11 protein-coding genes are annotated in these 18593 nt (G+C 71.3%); all 11 read right to left on the bottom strand.

Annotated features, from left to right (window positions below):
- Positions 1-22: 22 nt before the first annotated feature.
- The 11 genes from CP983_RS19245 to bldG all read right to left on the bottom strand — a co-directional run bounded on the left by CP983_RS19245 (position 23) and on the right by bldG (position 18532).
- Positions 23-1573 (bottom strand): alpha/beta hydrolase, encoded by a 1551-nt coding sequence (locus CP983_RS19245; RefSeq protein WP_150506700.1) that lies wholly within the window; start codon positions 1571-1573, stop codon positions 23-25.
- A 260-nt stretch (positions 1574-1833) separates the two neighbouring features.
- Positions 1834-3039, bottom strand: a complete 1206-nt coding sequence (locus CP983_RS19250) for a DNA polymerase III subunit delta' (protein ID WP_107904599.1) — start codon at positions 3037-3039, stop codon at positions 1834-1836.
- 259 nt (positions 3040-3298) lie between these two features.
- Positions 3299-6535, bottom strand: a complete 3237-nt coding sequence (tmk, locus tag CP983_RS19255; RefSeq protein ID WP_150500687.1) for a dTMP kinase — start codon at positions 6533-6535, stop codon at positions 3299-3301.
- Positions 6536-6702: 167 nt separating this feature from the next.
- Positions 6703-9546 carry a type I DNA topoisomerase gene (gene topA, locus CP983_RS19260; RefSeq protein WP_150500689.1) on the bottom strand — a complete coding sequence of 948 codons (2844 nt, stop codon included), beginning with the start codon at positions 9544-9546 and terminating at the stop codon, positions 6703-6705.
- Positions 9547-9790: 244 nt separating this feature from the next.
- Complete coding sequence (locus CP983_RS19265; protein WP_107904602.1) at positions 9791-9988, bottom strand: hypothetical protein; 198 nt, start codon at positions 9986-9988, stop codon at positions 9791-9793.
- 186 nt (positions 9989-10174) lie between these two features.
- Positions 10175-12277, bottom strand: a complete 2103-nt coding sequence (locus CP983_RS19270) for a serine/threonine-protein kinase (protein WP_150500691.1) — start codon at positions 12275-12277, stop codon at positions 10175-10177.
- A gap of 183 nt (positions 12278-12460) precedes the next feature.
- The gene (locus tag CP983_RS19275; RefSeq protein ID WP_150500693.1) at positions 12461-13990 is read right to left on the bottom strand and encodes a DUF7059 domain-containing protein; all 1530 of its coding nucleotides are present in this window, start codon (positions 13988-13990) and stop codon (positions 12461-12463) included.
- A gap of 97 nt (positions 13991-14087) precedes the next feature.
- Positions 14088-14702, bottom strand: coding sequence for a small secreted protein (locus CP983_RS19280; RefSeq protein WP_150500695.1), 615 nt, complete (start codon positions 14700-14702; stop codon positions 14088-14090).
- Between the two features lie 195 nt (positions 14703-14897).
- Positions 14898-17303 carry a sodium-translocating pyrophosphatase gene (locus tag CP983_RS19285; protein WP_107904606.1) on the bottom strand — a complete coding sequence of 802 codons (2406 nt, stop codon included), beginning with the start codon at positions 17301-17303 and terminating at the stop codon, positions 14898-14900.
- A gap of 327 nt (positions 17304-17630) precedes the next feature.
- Positions 17631-18068 (bottom strand): ATP-binding protein, encoded by a 438-nt coding sequence (locus CP983_RS19290; RefSeq protein ID WP_107904607.1) that lies wholly within the window; start codon positions 18066-18068, stop codon positions 17631-17633.
- Between the two features lie 122 nt (positions 18069-18190).
- Positions 18191-18532 (bottom strand): anti-sigma factor antagonist BldG, encoded by a 342-nt coding sequence (gene bldG / locus CP983_RS19295; RefSeq protein ID WP_003975386.1) that lies wholly within the window; start codon positions 18530-18532, stop codon positions 18191-18193.
- Positions 18533-18593 lie beyond the last annotated feature (61 nt).

An 18593-nucleotide genomic window follows, 5' to 3' on the forward strand; every position in this document is an offset into this window, starting at 1 on the left:
CCTTCGGCGGCCGTGATCAAGGCTATGAGCAGCGCTTTCCTCCGGTTGGCGGCGTTCCCCGGAGGAGGTACGCGTTGATCGTGTCGTCGATGCAGTCGCTGCCCCGACCGTACGCCGTGTGGCCGTCGCCGTCGTAGGTGAGGAGGCGGGACGAGGAGAGCTGGCGGGAGAGGGCCTGGGCCCAGCGGTACGGGGTCGCCGGGTCGCGCGTCGTGCCGACCACGACGATCGGGGCCGCGCCCTTCGCCTCGATCCGGTGCGGCTCCCCGGTCGCGGCCACCGGCCAGTACGCACAGTTCAGGGTCGCCCAGGCCAGCCCCTCACCGAAGACGGGGGACGCCTTCTCGAACGCGGGGAGGGACCTGCGGACTTCGTCGGGGGTCGAGAAGGCCGGCGGGAGGTCCACGCAGTTCACGGCCGCGTTGGCGAACATCAGGTTCGTGTAGCGGCCGTCGCCGTCGCGCTCGTAGTAGCTGTCGGACAGGGCGAGCAGGCCCGCTCCGTCGTTCTCCCGCATCGCCGAGGTCAGCCCGTCGCGCAGCGCCTCCCAGGCTCCCTCGTCGTACATCGCCGCGATCACACCGGTCGTGGCGAGGGATTCGCCCAGCTCACGGCCGTCCGGGTCGCCGGTCGGGATCGGCTGGGCGTCGAGCTTGTCGAAGAAGGCCTTGAGGTTGCGGCCGACCTCGCTCGCCCTGGTGCCCAGCGGGCAGCCGCGTTGCCGCACGCAGTCTTTCGCGAACGCCCGGAACGCCGTCTCGAACCCCGCCGTCTGGTCGAGGTTCATCCGGCGGGCGGGCAGGGAGGGGTCCATCGCGCCGTCCAGGACCAGCCGGCCCACCCGGTCCGGGAAGAGCCCGGCGTACGTCGCCCCGAGGAACGTGCCGTACGACGCCCCCACATACGACAGCTTCTCGTCCCCCAGCACCGAGCGCAGGATGTCCATGTCCCTCGCCGCCTCGGCGGTGGACACATGACGCAGCAGACCCGGCGCGTCCTTCCCGCAGCCCTCCGCGAACTTCTTCTGCGCCTCGACCAGCTCCGCGGTCTCCTTCGCGTCGTCGGGAGTGAAGTCCGTCTGCGTGTACGCGTCCATCGCCCGCCCGCTCAGGCACTCGACGGGCTCGCTGCGGGCGACTCCGCGCGGGTCGACCGCGACCATGTCGTAGCGGGCGCGTACGTCGGTCGGGTAGCCGATCCCCGCGTACTGCTGGAGGTAGCCAATCGCCGAGCCGCCCGGACCGCCCGGGTTCACCAGCAGCGACCCCAGGGGCTTGCCGGGTCCCGTCGCCTTCTTGCGGGCCACCGCGAGCTGCGTGTTTCCGGCCTCCGGCTTCGTGTAGTCGAGCGGCGCCCGCATCGTCGCGCACTGGAAGCCGGGCACCCCGCAGCTGCGCCAGGTCAGCTTCTGCGTGTAGTACGGCGTGAGCGCGGCCGGTGTCGCCCGCGGCAGCGCTACCAGCCCGGCCTCGGCCGGCCCTGCCTCGGCCGGCCCGCTCCCCGCGTGCGTGGAACCGCCGGAGGTGCAGGCGGACGCGAGCAGAGCGGCGACGCCGACGAGGGCGCCGACCATGCCCGCACGACGACGGTTACGGGAGCGGCCGCGCGCGCCCGGACCGCCCCGGGCGCTCGGGTTCGGGTCCTGGGCTGAGCCGGCTGGGGAGCTGCGCCTGGTGTACATCTGGCGAGCGTAACTCTGCGCAGCGGTTTAGATGCTCTCCGTGCATGTGGCGGCTCGTACGGATTACATGGTCAACCGCCTGTTGATCACATGGGTGGGGCAGGTGGCGTGGCGTGTCATGAGCGGCGCAGGTCGGGCGGCGCCGCGCTCCCTCAGCCCGCTCTCAGCGCCATCGTCATCGCCTCCACCGCCAGCAGCGGCGCCACATTGCTCTCCAGCGCGTCCCGGCACGCGGCGATCGCCTCGATGCGGCGGAGCGTGGACTCCGGGGAGCTGTCGCGGGCGAGGCGCTCCAGGGCCTCCTCGGCGTCCATGTTGGCCAGCGCGATGCGCGAGCCGAGCTGGAGGGCGAGGACGTCGCGGTAGAAGGCGGTGAGGTCCGTCAGGGCGAGGTCGAGGCTGTCGCGCTGCGTGCGGGTACGGCGCCGCTTCTGCTTGTCCTCCAGGTCCTTCATCACGCCCGCCGTGCCGCGGGGCATCCTGCCGCCCTGGGCCGCGCCGAGCGCCGCCTTCAGCTCCTCGGTCTCCTTGACGTCGATCTCCTCGGCGAGCTGCTTGGCGTCCTCGGCGGCAGCGTCGACGAGTTCCTGGGCGGCCTTGAGGCAAGCGCCGACCTCGCCGAGGCGCAGGGGCAGCTTGAGTACGGAGGCCCGGCGTTCACGGGCCGCCGGGTCGGTGGCCAGGCGGCGGGCCCGGTCGACGTGACCCTGCGTGGCGCGGGCCGCAGCCGCGGCGACGGCTGGCTCGATGCCCTCCCGCCGTACGAGCATGTCGGCGACGGCGTCGACCGAGGGCGTGCTCAGGTTCAGGTGGCGGCAGCGGGAGCGGATGGTGGGCAGGACGTCCTCGAGGGAAGGCGCGCAGAGCAGCCAGACGGTGCGCGGGGCGGGTTCCTCCACTGCCTTCAGGACGGCGTTGGCCGACTTCTCGTTCAGCCGCTCGGCGTCCTCGACCAGGATGATCTGCCAGCGGCCGTTCGCCGGCGAGGTGAACGACTTGCGGACGGTGTCCCGCATGTCGTCGGCGAGGATCTGGGTGCCAACGGCGGCGACGGTGGTGACGTCGGCGTGCGTGCCGACCAGCGCCGTGTGGCAGCCGTCGCAGAAACCGCAGCCCGGGGCGCCGCCGAGGGCCCGGTCGGGGCTGACGCACTGGAGTGCGGCGGCGAAGGCCCGCGCGGTCTGGTTACGGCCCGCTCCGGGCGGCCCCGTGAACAACCAGGCGTGCGTCATCCGGGACGCCTCGGGCGGTGGGGCGTCGGTGGCGATGGCGGTGACCAGGGCGTCGGCGTCCCGAGCGGCGGCGTCCAGCTGCTCGCTCACTCGTTCCTGGCCGACCAGGTCGTCCCACACGGTCATGGGTTACGCCCGCCTTTCGTCACACTTCACGTCGCGCGATCCATTGTGCGGGGCGGCACTGACAGTGGGTGCCGGCCGGGGGCGCCGACCGGGGCGCCGACCGAGGTGGGTGGGCACGGTTGTCGGGCGGCTGCGGGCCGGTGGGGGCCGGTCGCGCAGTTCCCCGCGCCCCTTGGGTGGGTCCGGTCACGCCAACACAGACGTGACCGCACCCCGCCGACCGACCTCAGCCAAAAACCTGACCGCAGCCCCGCCGACCTCAGCGCCGACGACCCCGCCCCCGGCCGCCCCCGTCCTCGTCGTACTCGTCCTCGTGCGGGCCCAGCAGTTCGTCCGCCAGCGTCGGCAGGTCGTCCAGCGGGGTCTCCTCGGCCCAGTCGGAGCGTGCCCTGCGTCGCGGGGCGCCCGCCTCGTCGACCTGGGGCATCTCGCGCGTACGGGCGTCCTCGTCCCGGAAGTAGCCGGGCGGAACCCGGTCCCCGGGCTCGTCCGCCGGCACGGGAGGCAGTACGGCCGTCTCGTCCGCCGCGCTCGGCGGCACCGGCGGCAGCACAGCCGTCTCATCGGCGGCACCCGGCGTCACCGGCGGCAGCACCGCGGTCTCCTCCGCCGCGCTAGGCGGCACGGGAGGCAGTACGGCCGTCTCCTCCGCCGCGCTCGGCGGCACCGGCGGCTGCGGCAGCTTCGTCGTCACCTCGGAGGCCGATTCCCTGGCGGGAGCGGCATCCGTCGCCGACGGCTCCTCGTCGCGTACCGGGCGCAGCACGGTCGTCTCGTCGGAGGCGCCGCCCCGTGCCTGTTCCGGTGTCACGACGGGCGTGGGCACCGTCGCCGCGTCCTTGAAGCCGGTCCCGGCCGCGGGCCCCGCCTGCTTCGGTCCCGCCTCCGCGGCGGCCGTCGCCTGCTCGGCCAGCCGTCGGGCCTCCTCGGCCCGCAGCAGGGCCTCCTCCGCCTTGCGCTGCTTCTCCAGGCGCCGTTCCTCGGCCTCGGCGCGGATCCGCGCCTCCTCCTCGGCCTGCTTGCGGCGACGGTCCTCCTCGGCCTTGCGGCGCGCTTCCTCCTCCGCGCGCACCTTCTCCTCCGCGAGGAGCCGCTGCCGCTCCTCCTCGGCGCGCCGGGCGGCTTCCTCGGCCCGCTGCCGGGCCTCCTCCGCCTGCCGTTCGGCCTCGCGCCGCTGCGCCTCCTCCAGCTCGCGCCGCTTGCGCTCCTCCTCCTCGGCGCGCAGCCGGGCGAGCTGCTCCTGGCGCTCACGCTCCAGGCGCTCCTCCTCAGCCTTGCGGGCGGCCTCTTCCTCGGCCTTGCGGCGGGCCTCCTCCTCGGCCTTGCGGCGCGCTTCCTCCTGCGCCTGGATCTCGGCCTCGGACAGCGGCAGCATCTGGTCGAGCCGGTGCCGGACGACCGTGGTGACCGCCTCGGGCTCCTGGCCCGCGTCCACCACCAGGTAGCGGCCGGGGTCGGCCGCGGCCAGCGTCAGGAAGCCGGAGCGCACGCGCGCGTGGAACTCCGCCGGCTCCGACTCCAGCCGGTCCGGCGCCTCGGTGAACCGCTCGCGGGCGATCTCCGGCGAGACGTCGAGCAGCACGGTCAGGTGGGGTACCAGTCCGTTCGTGGCCCAGCGGTTGATGCGGGCGATCTCGGTCGGCGACAGGTCACGGCCCGCGCCCTGGTAGGCGACCGAGGAGTCGATGTAGCGGTCCGAGATGACGACCGCGCCGCGCTCCAGGGCCGGGCGGACCACCGTGTCGACGTGCTCCGCGCGGTCGGCGGCGTACAGCAGCGCCTCCGCGCGGTGCGACAGACCGGCGCTGGACACGTCCAGCAGGATCGACCGCAGCCGCTTGCCGACGGGCGTGGCGCCCGGCTCGCGCGTGACGACGACCTCGTGGCCCTTGCCGCGGATCCACTCGGCGAGCGCCTCGGCCTGGGTGGACTTCCCGGCGCCGTCGCCGCCCTCCAGGGCGATGAAGAAGCCGGACGTCGCGGGCACCTGCTCGGGGTCGTCCCCGCCGAGCACCGCGTCCCGCAGGTCCTGCCGCAGCGGCACGCCGGAGCGGTCGTCGACCTTGGCAAGGACCAGGACGGCCACCGGCAGCAGCAGTGCGCCGACCAGCATCAGCGTGAACGCCGCGCCGCCGTGCGCGAAGACGAACTTGCCGCTCTCCAGCCGGTGCGGCCCGATGAGCGCGGCCACCAGCGGCGCGATCACCGCGCCGAGCGCCACGCACACCCGTACGACCGCGTGCAGGTGCTCCGTGGTGCGGGGCTTGCGGAACTCCTCGGCCTCCTGGTCGAGCAGGGTGTGCCCGGTGTTGGCGGACACGCCGGCGCCGACCCCGGCGAGGGCGAGGATCAGCAGGACGGTGGTGACGTCCGGGACGAGGCCCGCGGCCAGCAGGGCGATGCCGGTGAAGGCGATCGCCAGCGCCAGCAGGCGGCGTCGGGACAGGGCGGGCAGCAGGGCGGGGGCCGTACGGATGCCGACGACCACTCCGCCGGTCAGCGCGAGCACCATCAGGCCGTAGAGCACGGGCCCGCCACCGAGGTCCTTGGCGTGCAGCACGGACACGGCGACCGCGGCGGCCACCGCGGCGGCGACGGCGGCACAGGCCGTCACGAGCAGCGCGATCGCGCCGGTACGGCCCTTGTCGACGCCCGAGCCGGTCTTCGGCCGGCGCAGGCCCTCCAGGGGCGACCGCGCGCGCGGGGTGCGCGTGTCGGGCAGCTCCAGGAACGTCACCACGGACAGGGACGCGGCGAACAGGCCGGCCGCGACGTACGAGGCGAGGGCCGCCTGGTGCTGCTCGAACCAGTCGAGCCCGGCGCCGAGCAGGTTGTTCAGCAGGGCGGCGGCGACGAGTGCGGCGGCGGCCAGCGGGACCGCCACGAAACTCGTGCGCAGCGAGAGCCGGCGCAGGGCGTCCATGTGGTCCGGCAGCGGTCGTACCGTCGCGCCCTCCGGCGGCGGGGGCGGCACCAGCGCGGGCGCCGCGCTCTCGCGGCACACCGTCCAGAAACGCTCGGCGACGCCGGTCACGAAGACGGTCACCAGGAGGAACGCCAGTGCGTTGTCCGGCGTCCAGTCGATCCACAGGGGCGCGACGATCAGCAGGGCGGCCCGCAGTCCGTCGTTGACGACCATGGTCCAGCGCCGGTCGAGGGGGCCGTCCTGGGAGGTCAGCGACGTCAGCGGGCCGAGGAGTACGGCGCCGAAGAGGAGTGTGGCCAGGATGCGCACGCCGAAGACGGTCGCCACTGCGAATGCCACGCCCCGGTAGCCGCCGCCGAACGACCCCTCGGCGATCGCCGCCTGAAGGGCCAGCAGCACCAGGACCAGCAGGGCGAGGATGTCGCCGACACCCCCCACCAACTGCGCACTCCACAGCCGCTTGAGCTGCGGTCGGCGTAGCAGGGCACGGACAGCGCGCTCGCGGGAGTCCGCGGCAAGGGCGTCGTCGGGGGCCGGATTGGCGGCCGTTGGCTGCTCGGCACGGGTCATGCTTTCAGCCTATCGGGACGCACCGACAGCCCGGCGCTCCCGCCCGAACGTACGCCCGCCCCGACACCAAACTGATGCCGAGGCGTTCGTTTTGCGAACCCGAGGTGAAGGACCCGGCCCTCAACCGGCCCCGGAAGGGGCTCGGTTGCGACCGGGATCCGTAGGGCTCAGTCCTCGCCGGTCGAGTTCGAGGCCGTGGCCTTCTTCGTGGCCGTGGCCGTCTTCTTCGCCGTCGTCTTCTTCGCGGCCGCGGTCGTCTTCTTCGCCGCGGTCTTCTTGGCGGCCGTCTTCTTGGCCGGGGCGGCCTTCTTCGCGGCCGTCTTCTTCGCCGGGGCCTTCTTCGCCGTCTTCTTGGCGGGTCCCTTGGCGCGCTTCTCGGCCAGCAGCTCGAAGCCGCGCTCAGGCGTGATCGTCTCGACGCTGTCGCCGGAGCGCAGGGTCGCGTTGGTCTCGCCGTCGGTCACGTACGGCCCGAAGCGACCGTCCTTGACGACGACCGGCTTCTCGCTCACCGGGTCGGTGCCCAGCTCCTTCAGCGGCGGCTTGGCGGCCGCGCGGCCACGCTGCTTGGGCTGGGCGTAGATCGCCTGCGCCTCCTCCAGCGTGATCGTGAACAGCTGCTCCTCGGCCTGGAGCGAGCGCGAGTCCGTGCCCTTCTTCAGGTACGGGCCGTAGCGGCCGTTCTGCGCGGTGATCTCCACGCCGTCCGCGTCGGTGCCGACGACACGCGGCAGGGACATCAGCTTGAGCGCGTCCTCCAGCGTGACCGTGTCGAGCGCCATGGACTTGAAGAGGGAGGCCGTGCGCGGCTTGACGGCGTTCTTGCCGGTCTTCGGGGTGCCCTCGGGGAGCACCTCGGTGACGTACGGGCCGTAGCGGCCGTCCCGGGCGATGATCTGGTGGCCCGTCTTCGGGTCGGCACCGAGCTCGAAGTCGCCGCTCGGCTTGGCGAGCAGTTCCTCGGCGAGCTCGACGCTCAGCTCGTCCGGAGCCAGGTCCTCGGGCACGTCCGCCCGCTGGTGGTTCTCGGAGTCCTTCTCGCCGCGCTCGATGTAGGGGCCGTAGCGGCCGACGCGCAGCACGATGTCGTTGCCCACCGGGAACGACGACACCTCGCGGGCGTCGATCGCGCCCAGGTCGGTCACCAGCTCCTTGAGGCCGCCGAGGTGGTCCCCGTCGCCGTTGCCCGCTTCCGCGGCGTTGCCGTTGTCGGTGCCCTCGCCGAAGTAGAAACGCTTCAGCCACGGCACGGACTGGGCCTCGCCGCGGGCGATGCGGTCGAGGTCGTCCTCCATCTTGGCGGTGAAGTCGTAGTCGACGAGCCGCCCGAAGTGCTTCTCCAGGAGGTTGACCACGGCGAAGGACAGGAAGGACGGGACGAGTGCCGTGCCCTTCTTGAAGACGTAGCCGCGGTCGAGGATCGTGCCGATGATCGACGCGTACGTCGACGGGCGGCCGATCTCGCGCTCTTCGAGCTCCTTGACGAGGCTGGCCTCGGTGTAGCGGGCCGGGGGCTTGGTGGCGTGCCCGTCGACCGTGATCTCCTCGGCGCCGAGCCGGTCGCCCTCGCTGACCTGCGGCAGCCGGCGCTCGCGGTCGTCGAGCTCGGCGTTCGGGTCGTCGGCGCCCTCGACGTAGGCCTTGAGGAAGCCGTGGAAGGTGATCGTCTTGCCGGAGGCGCTGAACTCGACGTCCCGTCCGTCGGCAGCGGTGCCGCCGATCTTGACGGTGACGGAGTTACCGGTCGCGTCCTTCATCTGGGAGGCGACGGTCCGCTTCCAGATCAGCTCGTAGAGCTTGAACTGGTCGCCGGTCAGACCGGTCTCGGCGGGCGTGCGGAAGCGGTCGCCGGAGGGGCGGATCGCCTCGTGCGCCTCCTGCGCGTTCTTGACCTTCCCGGCGTAGGTACGCGGCTGCGGGGGCAGGTAGTCGGCGCCGTACAGCTGCGTGACCTGGGCACGGGCCGCGGCGACGGCGGTGTCGCTCAGCGTCGTGGAGTCCGTACGCATGTAGGTGATGTAGCCGTTCTCGTACAGCTTCTGCGCGACCTGCATGGTGGCCTTGGCGCCGAAGCCGAGCTTGCGGCTCGCCTCCTGCTGCATCGTCGTCGTACGGAACGGGGCGTACGGCGAGCGGCGGTACGGCTTGGACTCGACGGACCGGACGGCGAACTGCGTCTGCTCCAGCGCGGCGGCGAGCGCGCGGGCGTTCGCCTCGTCGAGGTGGAGGGTGTTCGCGCTCTTGAGCTGCCCGAGGGAGTCGAAGTCGCGGCCCTGCGCGACGCGCCTGCCGTCGACGGTCTGGAGGCGGGCGACCAGCGACGACGGGTCCGAAGAGTCCCCCGCGCGGCCGGTCGAGAAGGTGCCCGTCAGGTCCCAGTACTCGGCGGAACGGAACGCGATGCGCTCGCGCTCCCGCTCCACCACGAGGCGGGTGGCGACGGACTGGACGCGGCCGGCCGAAAGGCGCGGCATGACCTTCTTCCACAGGACCGGCGAGACCTCGTAGCCGTAGAGGCGGTCGAGGATGCGGCGGGTCTCCTGGGCGTCGACCAGCTTCTGGTTGAGCTGGCGCGGGTTGGCCACGGCGGCCTGGATCGCGGACTTGGTGATCTCGTGGAAGACCATCCGCTTGACCGGGACCTTCGGCTTGAGCACCTCCTGGAGGTGCCAGGCGATGGCCTCGCCCTCGCGGTCCTCATCGGTGGCGAGGTAGAGCTCGTCGGATTCCTTCAGCAGGTCCTTGAGCTTCTTGACCTGGGCCCGCTTGTCGGCGTTGACCACATAGATCGGCTCAAAGTCGTGTTCGACGTCCACACCGAGGCGGCGGACCTCACCGGTGTACTTCTCCGGCACCTCCGCGGCGCCGTTGGGAAGGTCGCGGATGTGCCCGACGCTCGCTTCGACTACGTAGCCGGGGCCCAGGTAGCCCTTGATCGTCTTCGCCTTGGCAGGCGACTCGACGATGACGAGTCGGCGGCCGCCCTGTGCGGTCTCGCTGGTCGGGGACAACTTCGCTCTTCTCTCCGGTCGACGCTGGGCCTCCCCAGGCCGTAGTCCCGGGGTCGGGTGGTGGTGACGCTGCGGAGTGTGACGGTACATCCCGCCCCGTTGTCAAACGGGAAAAGCCCGCAACGGCCACTCGAACGGTAACCCGACTTCCGCCATTCCTGCCGCCCGGAGTGCGCACAGGTCTTTTCGAGCCTTTCCGGAAGAGGCCCTGTCAATTAACGGCTGCCCAGCTCGCGGGCCGTTCTCAGAGGCGGGTGAAGCACCAGGTTCCGAGGATCAGCGCGATCATCGAGACAACGCCGGCGAGCGTCGCGGATGCGACGGGGTTCACACCGTGAGCGACGGGCTGACGCTGCCGTACCCGGACCGCGGTCCACACCAGCAGCCCGCCTCCGAACAGGGCGAACACGATCCCGGCGAAGAGTGCCGGTCCCCTTTCCATGGTTCCGCTTGCCCCTTTTCTCCCGTCAGCGGATGCCCAGCCCGGCGAGACTGGCACGCGCGGACGGCGCACAGACGAACCTCAGGTGAACGCGGGGCCGACATGGCTGTGGACTCCGGAGTCACTCCGGCCCCGGCAGCCACGGCGGCCTCTCGGCATCCTCCGCCCTCACCGGCCCCGTCCGGCTCAGACCGCGCCGGGCGCCGGTATCTTTCCGGTCGTCTCGGCGTTGTCGACCCGGCCGACCGTGCACACGGCCTTGTCGAAGCCCGCTTCCCAGTCCTCCTCGTCCGCGATCCAGCCGTAGACGGCCCGCTCCTCGCCCGGCGCCCAGATCGCCTCGAATTTGTTCCGGCACAGCTTGGTGGCGTTGTCCGAACCGTTCTCGTGACTCATTCCGCCGGGTGCCTGAACCGTGCCTATGACCTGGTCGGTGTGGGGTTTGGCGCAGTCGATCAAGGGGGCGTTGTAACCGTCGCCCTCTTCCTCGTAGATCCAGCAGTCGCCGACACTCATCTGCCCCACCCAGAGGTTCTCCCCGTCGTCACGGAAACCGCCCACTTCGCCGCCTATCGCGGCATGCCGGCCGAGTACGAGACATGCGGTGCCGCTGCCGGCCGCGGCGAACCCCTGCCGCGTCGGTACGACGGCGTAGGGCGCCGCGTCCGGCAGCGCGGCGGCGATCGTCCCGCTCTGCCGCTCGCAGCGCCGGGTGCCCTGCGCTCGGGCGTCGGCGAAGTCGGTGGCGGTGTCGACGGCCACGACCTGGCCGTCGGGCCAGTCGTCGGCGCAGTCCACGACGCCGAGGTTCGGCACCGACTCGAACGGCGTCCCGGACCACACCGCCCGCACGCAGTCGCCCGTCTCCAGCGGCTCGGTGAGGCCCACGCCCTCGCCGTACGGATACACCGGGCCGGTCGGTGCCGGAGATGTTCGCGACGCGCTCGCCGCGGGCGACGCCTTCGTCGCCGAGTTCTTCTGGGCCCCTGCGTCTTCGCCGGTCAGCGACACGACGGCCCAGGTCCCACCGGCGACGACGAGCACGAGCCCAAAGACGAGCGCGACGATCGCGGTGCGCTTTCCGCCGGCGCCGGCCGCGCTTCCGGGACCGCCGGAGATGCCGGTCAGGTACGACGGTGTGGTGGCGGCTGCCGCGCCCTGGGCGTACGGGCCCTGCGCGTAGGTGCCTTGCGCATACGGCCCCTGGGCGTAGGTGCCTTGCGCGTAGGGGTTTCCGGGGTCGAAGGGCGACTGCGGGGTGTTCGGGGTCGGCGGTGCGGCCGGTGTCTGCGGGGTGCCCGGCGTTTGCGGAGTACTCGGTGTCTGCGGAGTGCCCGGTGGCGGCCCGAAACCGATGGGCGGCGGGCCGAACCCCACCGGCCCCGCGCCCACGTGAGGCCCCGTGCCCACGGTCGGCTCCGCCGCCCGCGCCACCCGCTCCAGCCCCCGGGCCACCGCCTCCGGTGCCGATCTGCGCACCGGGTCCTTCACCAGCAACCCCTGGAGCACCGGCGCCAGTTCGCCCGCGAGGAGCGGTGGGGTCGGGTCCTCGCCGAGCAGGGCCGTGAGGGTGGCGTAGTCGCCGTGCCGGTCGAAGGGGCCGCGGCCTTCGACGGCGGCGTAGAGCGTGGCGCCGAGGGAGAACAGGTCGGCGGCCGGGGTGGGCGGCTCGCCACGCGCGCGTTCCGGGGCGAGGTAGCCGGGTGTGCCGAGGATGCCCGCGGTCGCCGTGAGCCGGGGCTCGCGGGACTCGGGCTGGAGGGCGATGCCGTAGTCGGTGAGCAGCACGCGTGCGTGGTGGTCGCCCGAAGCGTCCGGCGCCAGAAGGATGTTGGCCGGTTTCACATCCCTGTGGAGGATGCCGATCCGGTGCCCGGCGGTCAGCGCGTCGAGCACGGCGAGCCCGACGCGGGCCGCCTGAGCGGGCGTCAGCGGCCCCGAACTCCGTACGACCGCCTGGAGATCCACCGCGTCCGGCACGTGCTCCATGACGATCCACGGCAGCCCCTCGTGCACCACCACGTCGTGCACCGTGGCCACATGCGGGTGCCCGCGCAGCCGTGCCGCGTGCCGGGCCTCGCTGCGGGCGCGGGCGATGCGCCGGCTCGTCTCGCTCGCGTCCATCGGCGCGTCCGGAAGCGCGATCTCCTTCATCGCGACCTCGCAGGCCAACTCCTCGTCGTACGCGAGCCACACGCGTCCCATGCCGCCCGCGCCGAGCGTCCGCACCAGCCGGTACCGGCCGTTGATGAGCCTGCCTTCGCCGTGATCCGGCGTCTCCCCCGCCATCACGCCTCCCCCCGGGACCGAGACGGCGCGCCTCCCCCGAGGGCGCGTCGAGTCCGTCTCTTGAAGGTAGCTTCGCACCCACCACTGACAGGAGACCTTTTCAGGATCAATCCCGTCAGATCGGGCACTTGTGAAGCAGTGGTGGCAAGCCACCCCAGGCGTGACAGGCGTCGCGAGGTCGGGTCACCGTGCCGGTTCGAGGAACCCCTGCTCCACCAGCAGCCGGATCTGGGCGGGCGTACGGTCGCGCAGCATCACCGGGTCCTCGCCCATCAGCTGGGCGATCGCGTCCAGGATGCGGCCGGCGCTCAGCGAGCCGTCGCACACGCCCGCGAAGCCCGCGCCGACCGTGTCGACCTGGGTGGCCCGGCGCATGCCCCGGTGCTGGCGCAGCACCACGTGCTCCGGATCCTCGGCGCCGGGCAGCCCGACCTGTTCCTGCACGACCTCGGCGACGAGCCTGAAGTGGTCCTCCAGCAGGGCCGCGTCGTCCCGGGCACGCAGGTAGTCGAGCCGGGCGAAGTGCTCGCGGACGGTGTCACCGAGCGGCTGCTCGACCGGGTGCGGCCACTCCTCCACGGTGATCGAGGGCACGGCGGCCGACGTCCTGCGCAGCGTGATCCACCCGAAGCCGACGGCCCTGACCTTGCGCGCCTCGAACTCGTCCAGCCACGCGTCGTACCGCGCCTGGTACTCGGCCGCGTCACCCCGGTGGTCACCGGCGTCCCTGAGCCACAGCTCGGCGTACTGCGTGACGTCCTGGACCTCGCGCTGCACGATCCACGCGTCGCACCCGCGCGGCACCCAGGAACGCAGCCTGTCCTGCCAGTCCTCCCCCGCGACGTGCTGCCAGTTGGCGAGGAACTGCGCAAACCCGCCCTCGCTCAGCCGCGTCCCCGCTCCCTGAACGATCGACCGGCACAGATCATCCCCGCCCATCCCGCCGTCGCGGTACGTCAGCCGCGCGCCCGGCGAGATCACGAAGGGCGGGTTGGACACGATCAGGTCGTAGGTCTCGTCGTCCTTCAGCGGCTCGAACAGCGAGCCCTCCCGCAGATCCGCGGCGGGCGCGCCGGACAGCGCCAGCGTGAGCGCGGTGATGTGCAGTGCGCGCGGGTTGAGGTCGGTCGCCGTCACGCGCGTGGCGTGCTGCGCGGCGTGCAGGGCCTGGATGCCGGACCCGGTGCCGACGTCGAGGGCGGAGGAGACGGGCGTACGGACGGTGATGCCGGCGAGGGTCGTGGAGGCCCCGCCGACGCCGAGGACGACGCCCTCGTCCTTGCTGCCGATGCCTCCGGCACCGCCGACCGCGCAGCCGAGGTCGGACACGATGAACCAGTCCTCGCCGCCGGGCCCGCCGTAGGGCCGTACGTCGACGGTCGCGGCGATGTCGTCGTCGGACGCGCCGCCGACCCGGACCAGCCACCCGCTCTCCAGGCACGCGTCCACGGGCAGCACGTCCGCCACGCGCGCGTGCGCGACGGGCTGCTGCAGCAGGAAGAGCCGTACGAGCGCCTCCAGCGGCGTGTCTCCGCGGGTCGCCCGGAGCGCGGGCACGGTCTCGCTGCGGGCGAGCGCCGCGTACGCGGGCGCACCGAGCAGTTCGAGGAGCCCGTCGGCGGTGAAGGAGGCCCCGAGCAGGGCCTCTCTGAGCCGGGCGGCGACATCGGGGCGGTCGGAAGCGGGCAGGGAGGGCAGCGTGGAGTCACTCACGCCCTCATTGTGACCCGCGTCCGCCCCTGGAGTGGGCCGGGGCGCCGGTGACCGGGGCCGGCCCGGCCGCCGGTGACGCCGGCGGCCGTGGTCGGGCTCAGCTGCCGGTGGCCCCGGCGGCGCCGGACGCCTCGGCGGCCTGCTTGCAGCCCTCCTGCGAGGTCAGCGCCTTCTTGGTGTCGCCGGACTCCAGCTTCTTCAGCGCCGTGACGGCGCTCTGGCGCTGCGTCTCCACCTGCTTCATCTCGGCGGACACGTCCTTCAGGCCGGAGGCGAACTTGCCCTGGTCCTTCGTGTCCAGCTTGTCGACCCGCTCCTTGAGGTCGGCGTAGGCCGCGGAGAGGGAGGTGAGCTTCTTGACGACGTCCTGCTGGACCTTCGCGCCGTCCTCCACGCCGGGAGGCGCCCCGGCGCCGCTGATGAGGCCGGCGCGCGCCTTGTAGCCCTCGGCGAGGTCCTGGAAGGCCTTGGAGTCGGCCTCCTGGAGCTCCTTGGGCGTGCTGGTGGTGTCCTTGGCCGCCTTGGTTATCGCGACGTAGGCCGCCGAGATCTTCGCGTTCTGGGCCGGTACCGCGTCGCAGACCTTCTTGGCCCAGGCGTCGAGTTCCTTGTTGCCCTCGTCGCTTGTGCATCCCGTCAGCGCCAGTACGAGTACCGCACCGCCGGACAGTGCGGCCGCGAGCTTCTTGTTCACCGGTTTGGTCCCTTCCACGGCTATCGGCCACGGGACCCTACACGTCGGATCGGGGAGGACACCTTGCCGCATGTGCCATCCATTGGCTTTTCATACTGTTTGCACCATGTGAGAGAAGGGTCACGGCAAGGGCGTGAACAGCAAGAGGCGGGCGGGCGGCACGTCAATGCGCGCCGCCCGCCCGCCTCTTGAGCTGGGCCGTCGTATAACCGCCTACGAGACCACAGCGGGATCGGCCGGCTTGGCCACCCTCTCGGCGTTGTCTTCGTCACCCACGGCGATGCCTCGCCGCTTGGAGACGTAGACCGCGCCGACGATCACGAGGGCCGAGACGACGGCGATCAGGACCCGCACGCCGACGCTCTTGTCCTCGCCGTAGCTGAACTGGATGACCGCGGGCGCGATGAGCAGCGCGACCAGGTTCATCACCTTCAGCAGCGGGTTGATCGCGGGACCGGCGGTGTCCTTGAAGGGGTCGCCGACCGTGTCGCCGATCACCGTCGCGGCGTGGGCCTCGCTGCCCTTGCCACCGTGGTGACCGTCCTCGACGAGCTTCTTGGCGTTGTCCCAGGCGCCTCCGGAGTTGGCCAGGAACACCGCCATGAGGGTGCCCGAACCGATCGCGCCCGCGAGGAAGGCGCCCAGGGCACCGACGCCGAGCGTGAACCCGATGAAGATGGGCGCCATCACCGCGAGCAGTCCCGGCGTGGTGAGCTCGCGCAGGGCGTCCCGGGTGCAGATGTCGACGACCTTGCCGTACTCGGGCTTCTCCGAGTAGTCCATGATCCCGGGCCGCTCACGGAACTGCCGCCGCACCTCGTAGACCACGGCACCCGCCGACCGCGACACGGCGTTGATGGCGAGCCCCGAGAAGAGGAACACCACCGCCGCGCCCGCGATGAGGCCGACGAGGTTGTTGGGCTGCGAGATGTCCATGATCAGGTTCATGGGCGCGCCCTCGCCGCTGAGCTTCTCGCCCACGTCCCGTGCGCCGGTGGTGATGGCGTCGCGGTACGACCCGAAGAGCGCCGCTGCCGCCAGGACGGCGGTGGCGATGGCGATGCCCTTGGTGATGGCCTTGGTCGTGTTGCCGACCGCGTCCAGGTTGGTGAGCACCTGGGCGCCGGCGCCCTCGACGTCGCCGGACATCTCGGCGATGCCCTGCGCGTTGTCGGAGACCGGACCGAAGGTGTCCATGGCGACGATCACGCCGACCGTGGTGAGCAGACCGGTGCCGGCCAGCGCCACCGCGAACAGCGCGAGCATGATCGACGTGCCGCCGAGCAGGAACGCCCCGTAGACGCCGAGGCCGATCAGCAGGGCGGTGTAGACGGCCGACTCGAGACCGATCGAGATACCGGCGAGGACGACGGTGGCGGGCCCCGTGAGCGAGGTCTTGCCGATGTCCTGCACCGGGCGGCGGTTGGTCTCGGTGAAGTAGCCGGTCAGCTGCTGAATGACAGCGGCCAGCAGGATGCCGATCGCCACGGCGACGAGCGCGAGGATCCGCGGGTCGCCGTCCTTGGCCGCGATGGCGGCGTCGCCGATGCCGTCCAGGTCGGCGTACGACGACGGCAGGTAGGCGAACACGGCGATCGCGACCAGCACGATCGAGATCACCGCGGAGATGAAGAATCCGCGGTTGATCGCGGTCATGCCGCTGCGGTCGCTGCGCCGCGGTGCCACCGCGAAGATGCCGATCATCGCGGTGATCACGCCGATCGCGGGCACGATCAGCGGGAAGGCAAGCCCGGAGTCACCGAACGCCGCCGATCCGAGGATCAGTGCGGCGACCAGGGTCACGGCGTACGACTCGAAGAGGTCGGCCGCCATGCCCGCGCAGTCGCCGACGTTGTCGCCCACGTTGTCGGCGATGGTCGCGGCATTGCGCGGGTCGTCCTCCGGAATGCCCTGTTCGACCTTTCCGACCAGGTCGGCGCCGACGTCGGCGGCCTTGGTGAAGATGCCGCCGCCGACACGCATGAACATCGCGATCAGCGCGGCACCGAGACCGAATCCTTCGAGCACCTTCGGCGCGTCGGCCGCGTACACCAGCACCACACAGGAGGCGCCGAGCAGACCGAGCCCCACTGTGAACATGCCGACGACGCCGCCCGTGCGGAAAGCGATCTTCATGGCTTTGTGCGAGACGGTGGTGAGATCCTTTTCCGGTTCACCTTCCGCCGGGGTCGCTTCCCGGGCCGCCGCGGCGACACGCACATTGCTGCGCACGGCGAGCCACATGCCGATATAGCCGGTGGCTGCCGAGAACGCGGCGCCGATCAAGAAGAACACCGATCGGCCGATGCGTTGATTCCAGTCGTCCGCGGGCAGCAGCATGAGCAGGAAGAACACGACGACGGCGAATACGCCGAGCGTGCGCAGCTGCCGGGCCAGATAGGCGTTGGCGCCTTCCTGGACCGCTGCCGCGATCTTCTTCATGCTGTCGGTGCCCTCGCCCGCCGCGAGCACCTGGCGCACCAGGACTCCGGCGACCACGAGCGCTGCCAGCGCGACGACACCGATGATCGTGATGATGATCCGGTTGTCGTCCGTCAGCACTGCGGCTGCGAAGGTTGTGGGGTGGTCCAACTGATGAGGGGTAGAAAGCCCCGCCATTCGTCCTCCTTGACGCTTGGGCTGAGCTCAAGATGTGGACGGATTCTAGGTACCGGAACCTGATCAAAACAGATGGCGGTAAACGGAATTGGCCTTCACATGCCGTTCAGCAAATGATCGACATCAAGCCACTGAACCCGAAAGTGCTAATGCCCTAAAACCATTGACGCCGAGATTGACGCTTGATCAAATTATCGGGAGCTTGATCAATTATCGGAAGATCGATCGTGAATTCATTCACGAATTCCCCGGCGCCGGAGACAAAAACACGAAGGGCCCTGCTCAGCAGGGCCCTTCGTGATGAGACGGATGGGTGAGGCTGTTCCCTCAGGGGAGCACCGCGGCCGGCGGTGTGGTCGGCCAGGTCATACGGATCAGGCCACCATGCTCCCCTGCGGAGACTTCGACGTCGTCGACGAGACCACTGATGACCGCGAGGCCCATCTCGTCCTCCTCGGCCTCCACCTCACCGTCGCCGCTCCCGGCGCCGGATGCCCGCTCGCCGGGAACGGAACGCGGCGCCTCGTCGCCGACCTCGATGGAGAACTGCTTCTCCTCCTCGATCAGCGACACCTTCACCGGCGCCGTGATGCCGACCATCTGGTGCAGTCCGACGGCCCGGGTGCAGGCCTCGCCCACGGCGAGTCTGACCTCGTCCAGGACGGCCTCGTCCACTCCGGCCCTGCGCGCCACCGCTGCCGCCACCAGTCGGGCGGTCCTGACGTGCTCGGGCAGCGCGCTGAAGCGGAGTTCAACGGTGGCCATGCATCCCCCTCGCGACTTCGGGCGTGCTGTCGGGGGGACCGGGCCGCCGAAAGCCCAGTCCCCCGTCTGTTTCAACTTCTGCCGCCCCGGGGCACGCTCAGGTGCGCCCCCGGGTCCGGTTGTCAGTCGGTTGCCGCTACCGCTTCCTCGACCGAGGTGTGGATCGGGAACACCTTGGTGAGGCCGGTGATGCGGAAGATCTTCAGAATGCGCTCCTGGTTGCACACCAGGCGCAGAGAGCCCTCATGGGCACGAACCCGCTTCAAGCCGCCGACCAGAACGCCGAGCCCGGTGGAGTCGAGGAAGTCCACGCCCTCCATGTCAACGACGAGGTGGAAACTCCCGTCGTTCACCAGCTCGACCAACTGTTCGCGCAACTTGGGCGCGGTATATACGTCGATTTCGCCACCGACCTCGACGACCGTACGATCGCCGACGGTACGGGTCGACAGGGACAGGTCCACGGATCCTCCAGCACCTTGCTATCGAGCGGTCGTCCCTCGGGACACCTCGGCTTGCAGTCCC

Source organism: Streptomyces chartreusis, from assembly GCF_008704715.1.
Taxonomy (GTDB): domain Bacteria; phylum Actinomycetota; class Actinomycetes; order Streptomycetales; family Streptomycetaceae; genus Streptomyces; species Streptomyces chartreusis.

Excerpts from the sequence above, each read along its gene's own strand:
- CP983_RS19245 (WP_150506700.1), bottom strand. The coding sequence starts at position 1,573 with ATGGTCGGCGCCCTCGTCGGCGTCGCCGCTCTGCTCGCGTCCGCCTGC.
- CP983_RS19250 (WP_107904599.1), bottom strand. The coding sequence starts at position 3,039 with ATGACCGTGTGGGACGACCTGGTCGGCCAGGAACGAGTGAGCGAGCAG.
- tmk (WP_150500687.1), bottom strand. The coding sequence starts at position 6,535 with ATGACCCGTGCCGAGCAGCCAACGGCCGCCAATCCGGCCCCCGACGAC.
- CP983_RS19265 (WP_107904602.1), bottom strand. The coding sequence starts at position 9,988 with ATGGAAAGGGGACCGGCACTCTTCGCCGGGATCGTGTTCGCCCTGTTC.
- CP983_RS19270 (WP_150500691.1), bottom strand. The coding sequence starts at position 12,277 with ATGGCGGGGGAGACGCCGGATCACGGCGAAGGCAGGCTCATCAACGGC.
- CP983_RS19285 (WP_107904606.1), bottom strand. The coding sequence starts at position 17,303 with ATGGCGGGGCTTTCTACCCCTCATCAGTTGGACCACCCCACAACCTTC.
- CP983_RS19290 (WP_107904607.1), bottom strand. The coding sequence starts at position 18,068 with ATGGCCACCGTTGAACTCCGCTTCAGCGCGCTGCCCGAGCACGTCAGG.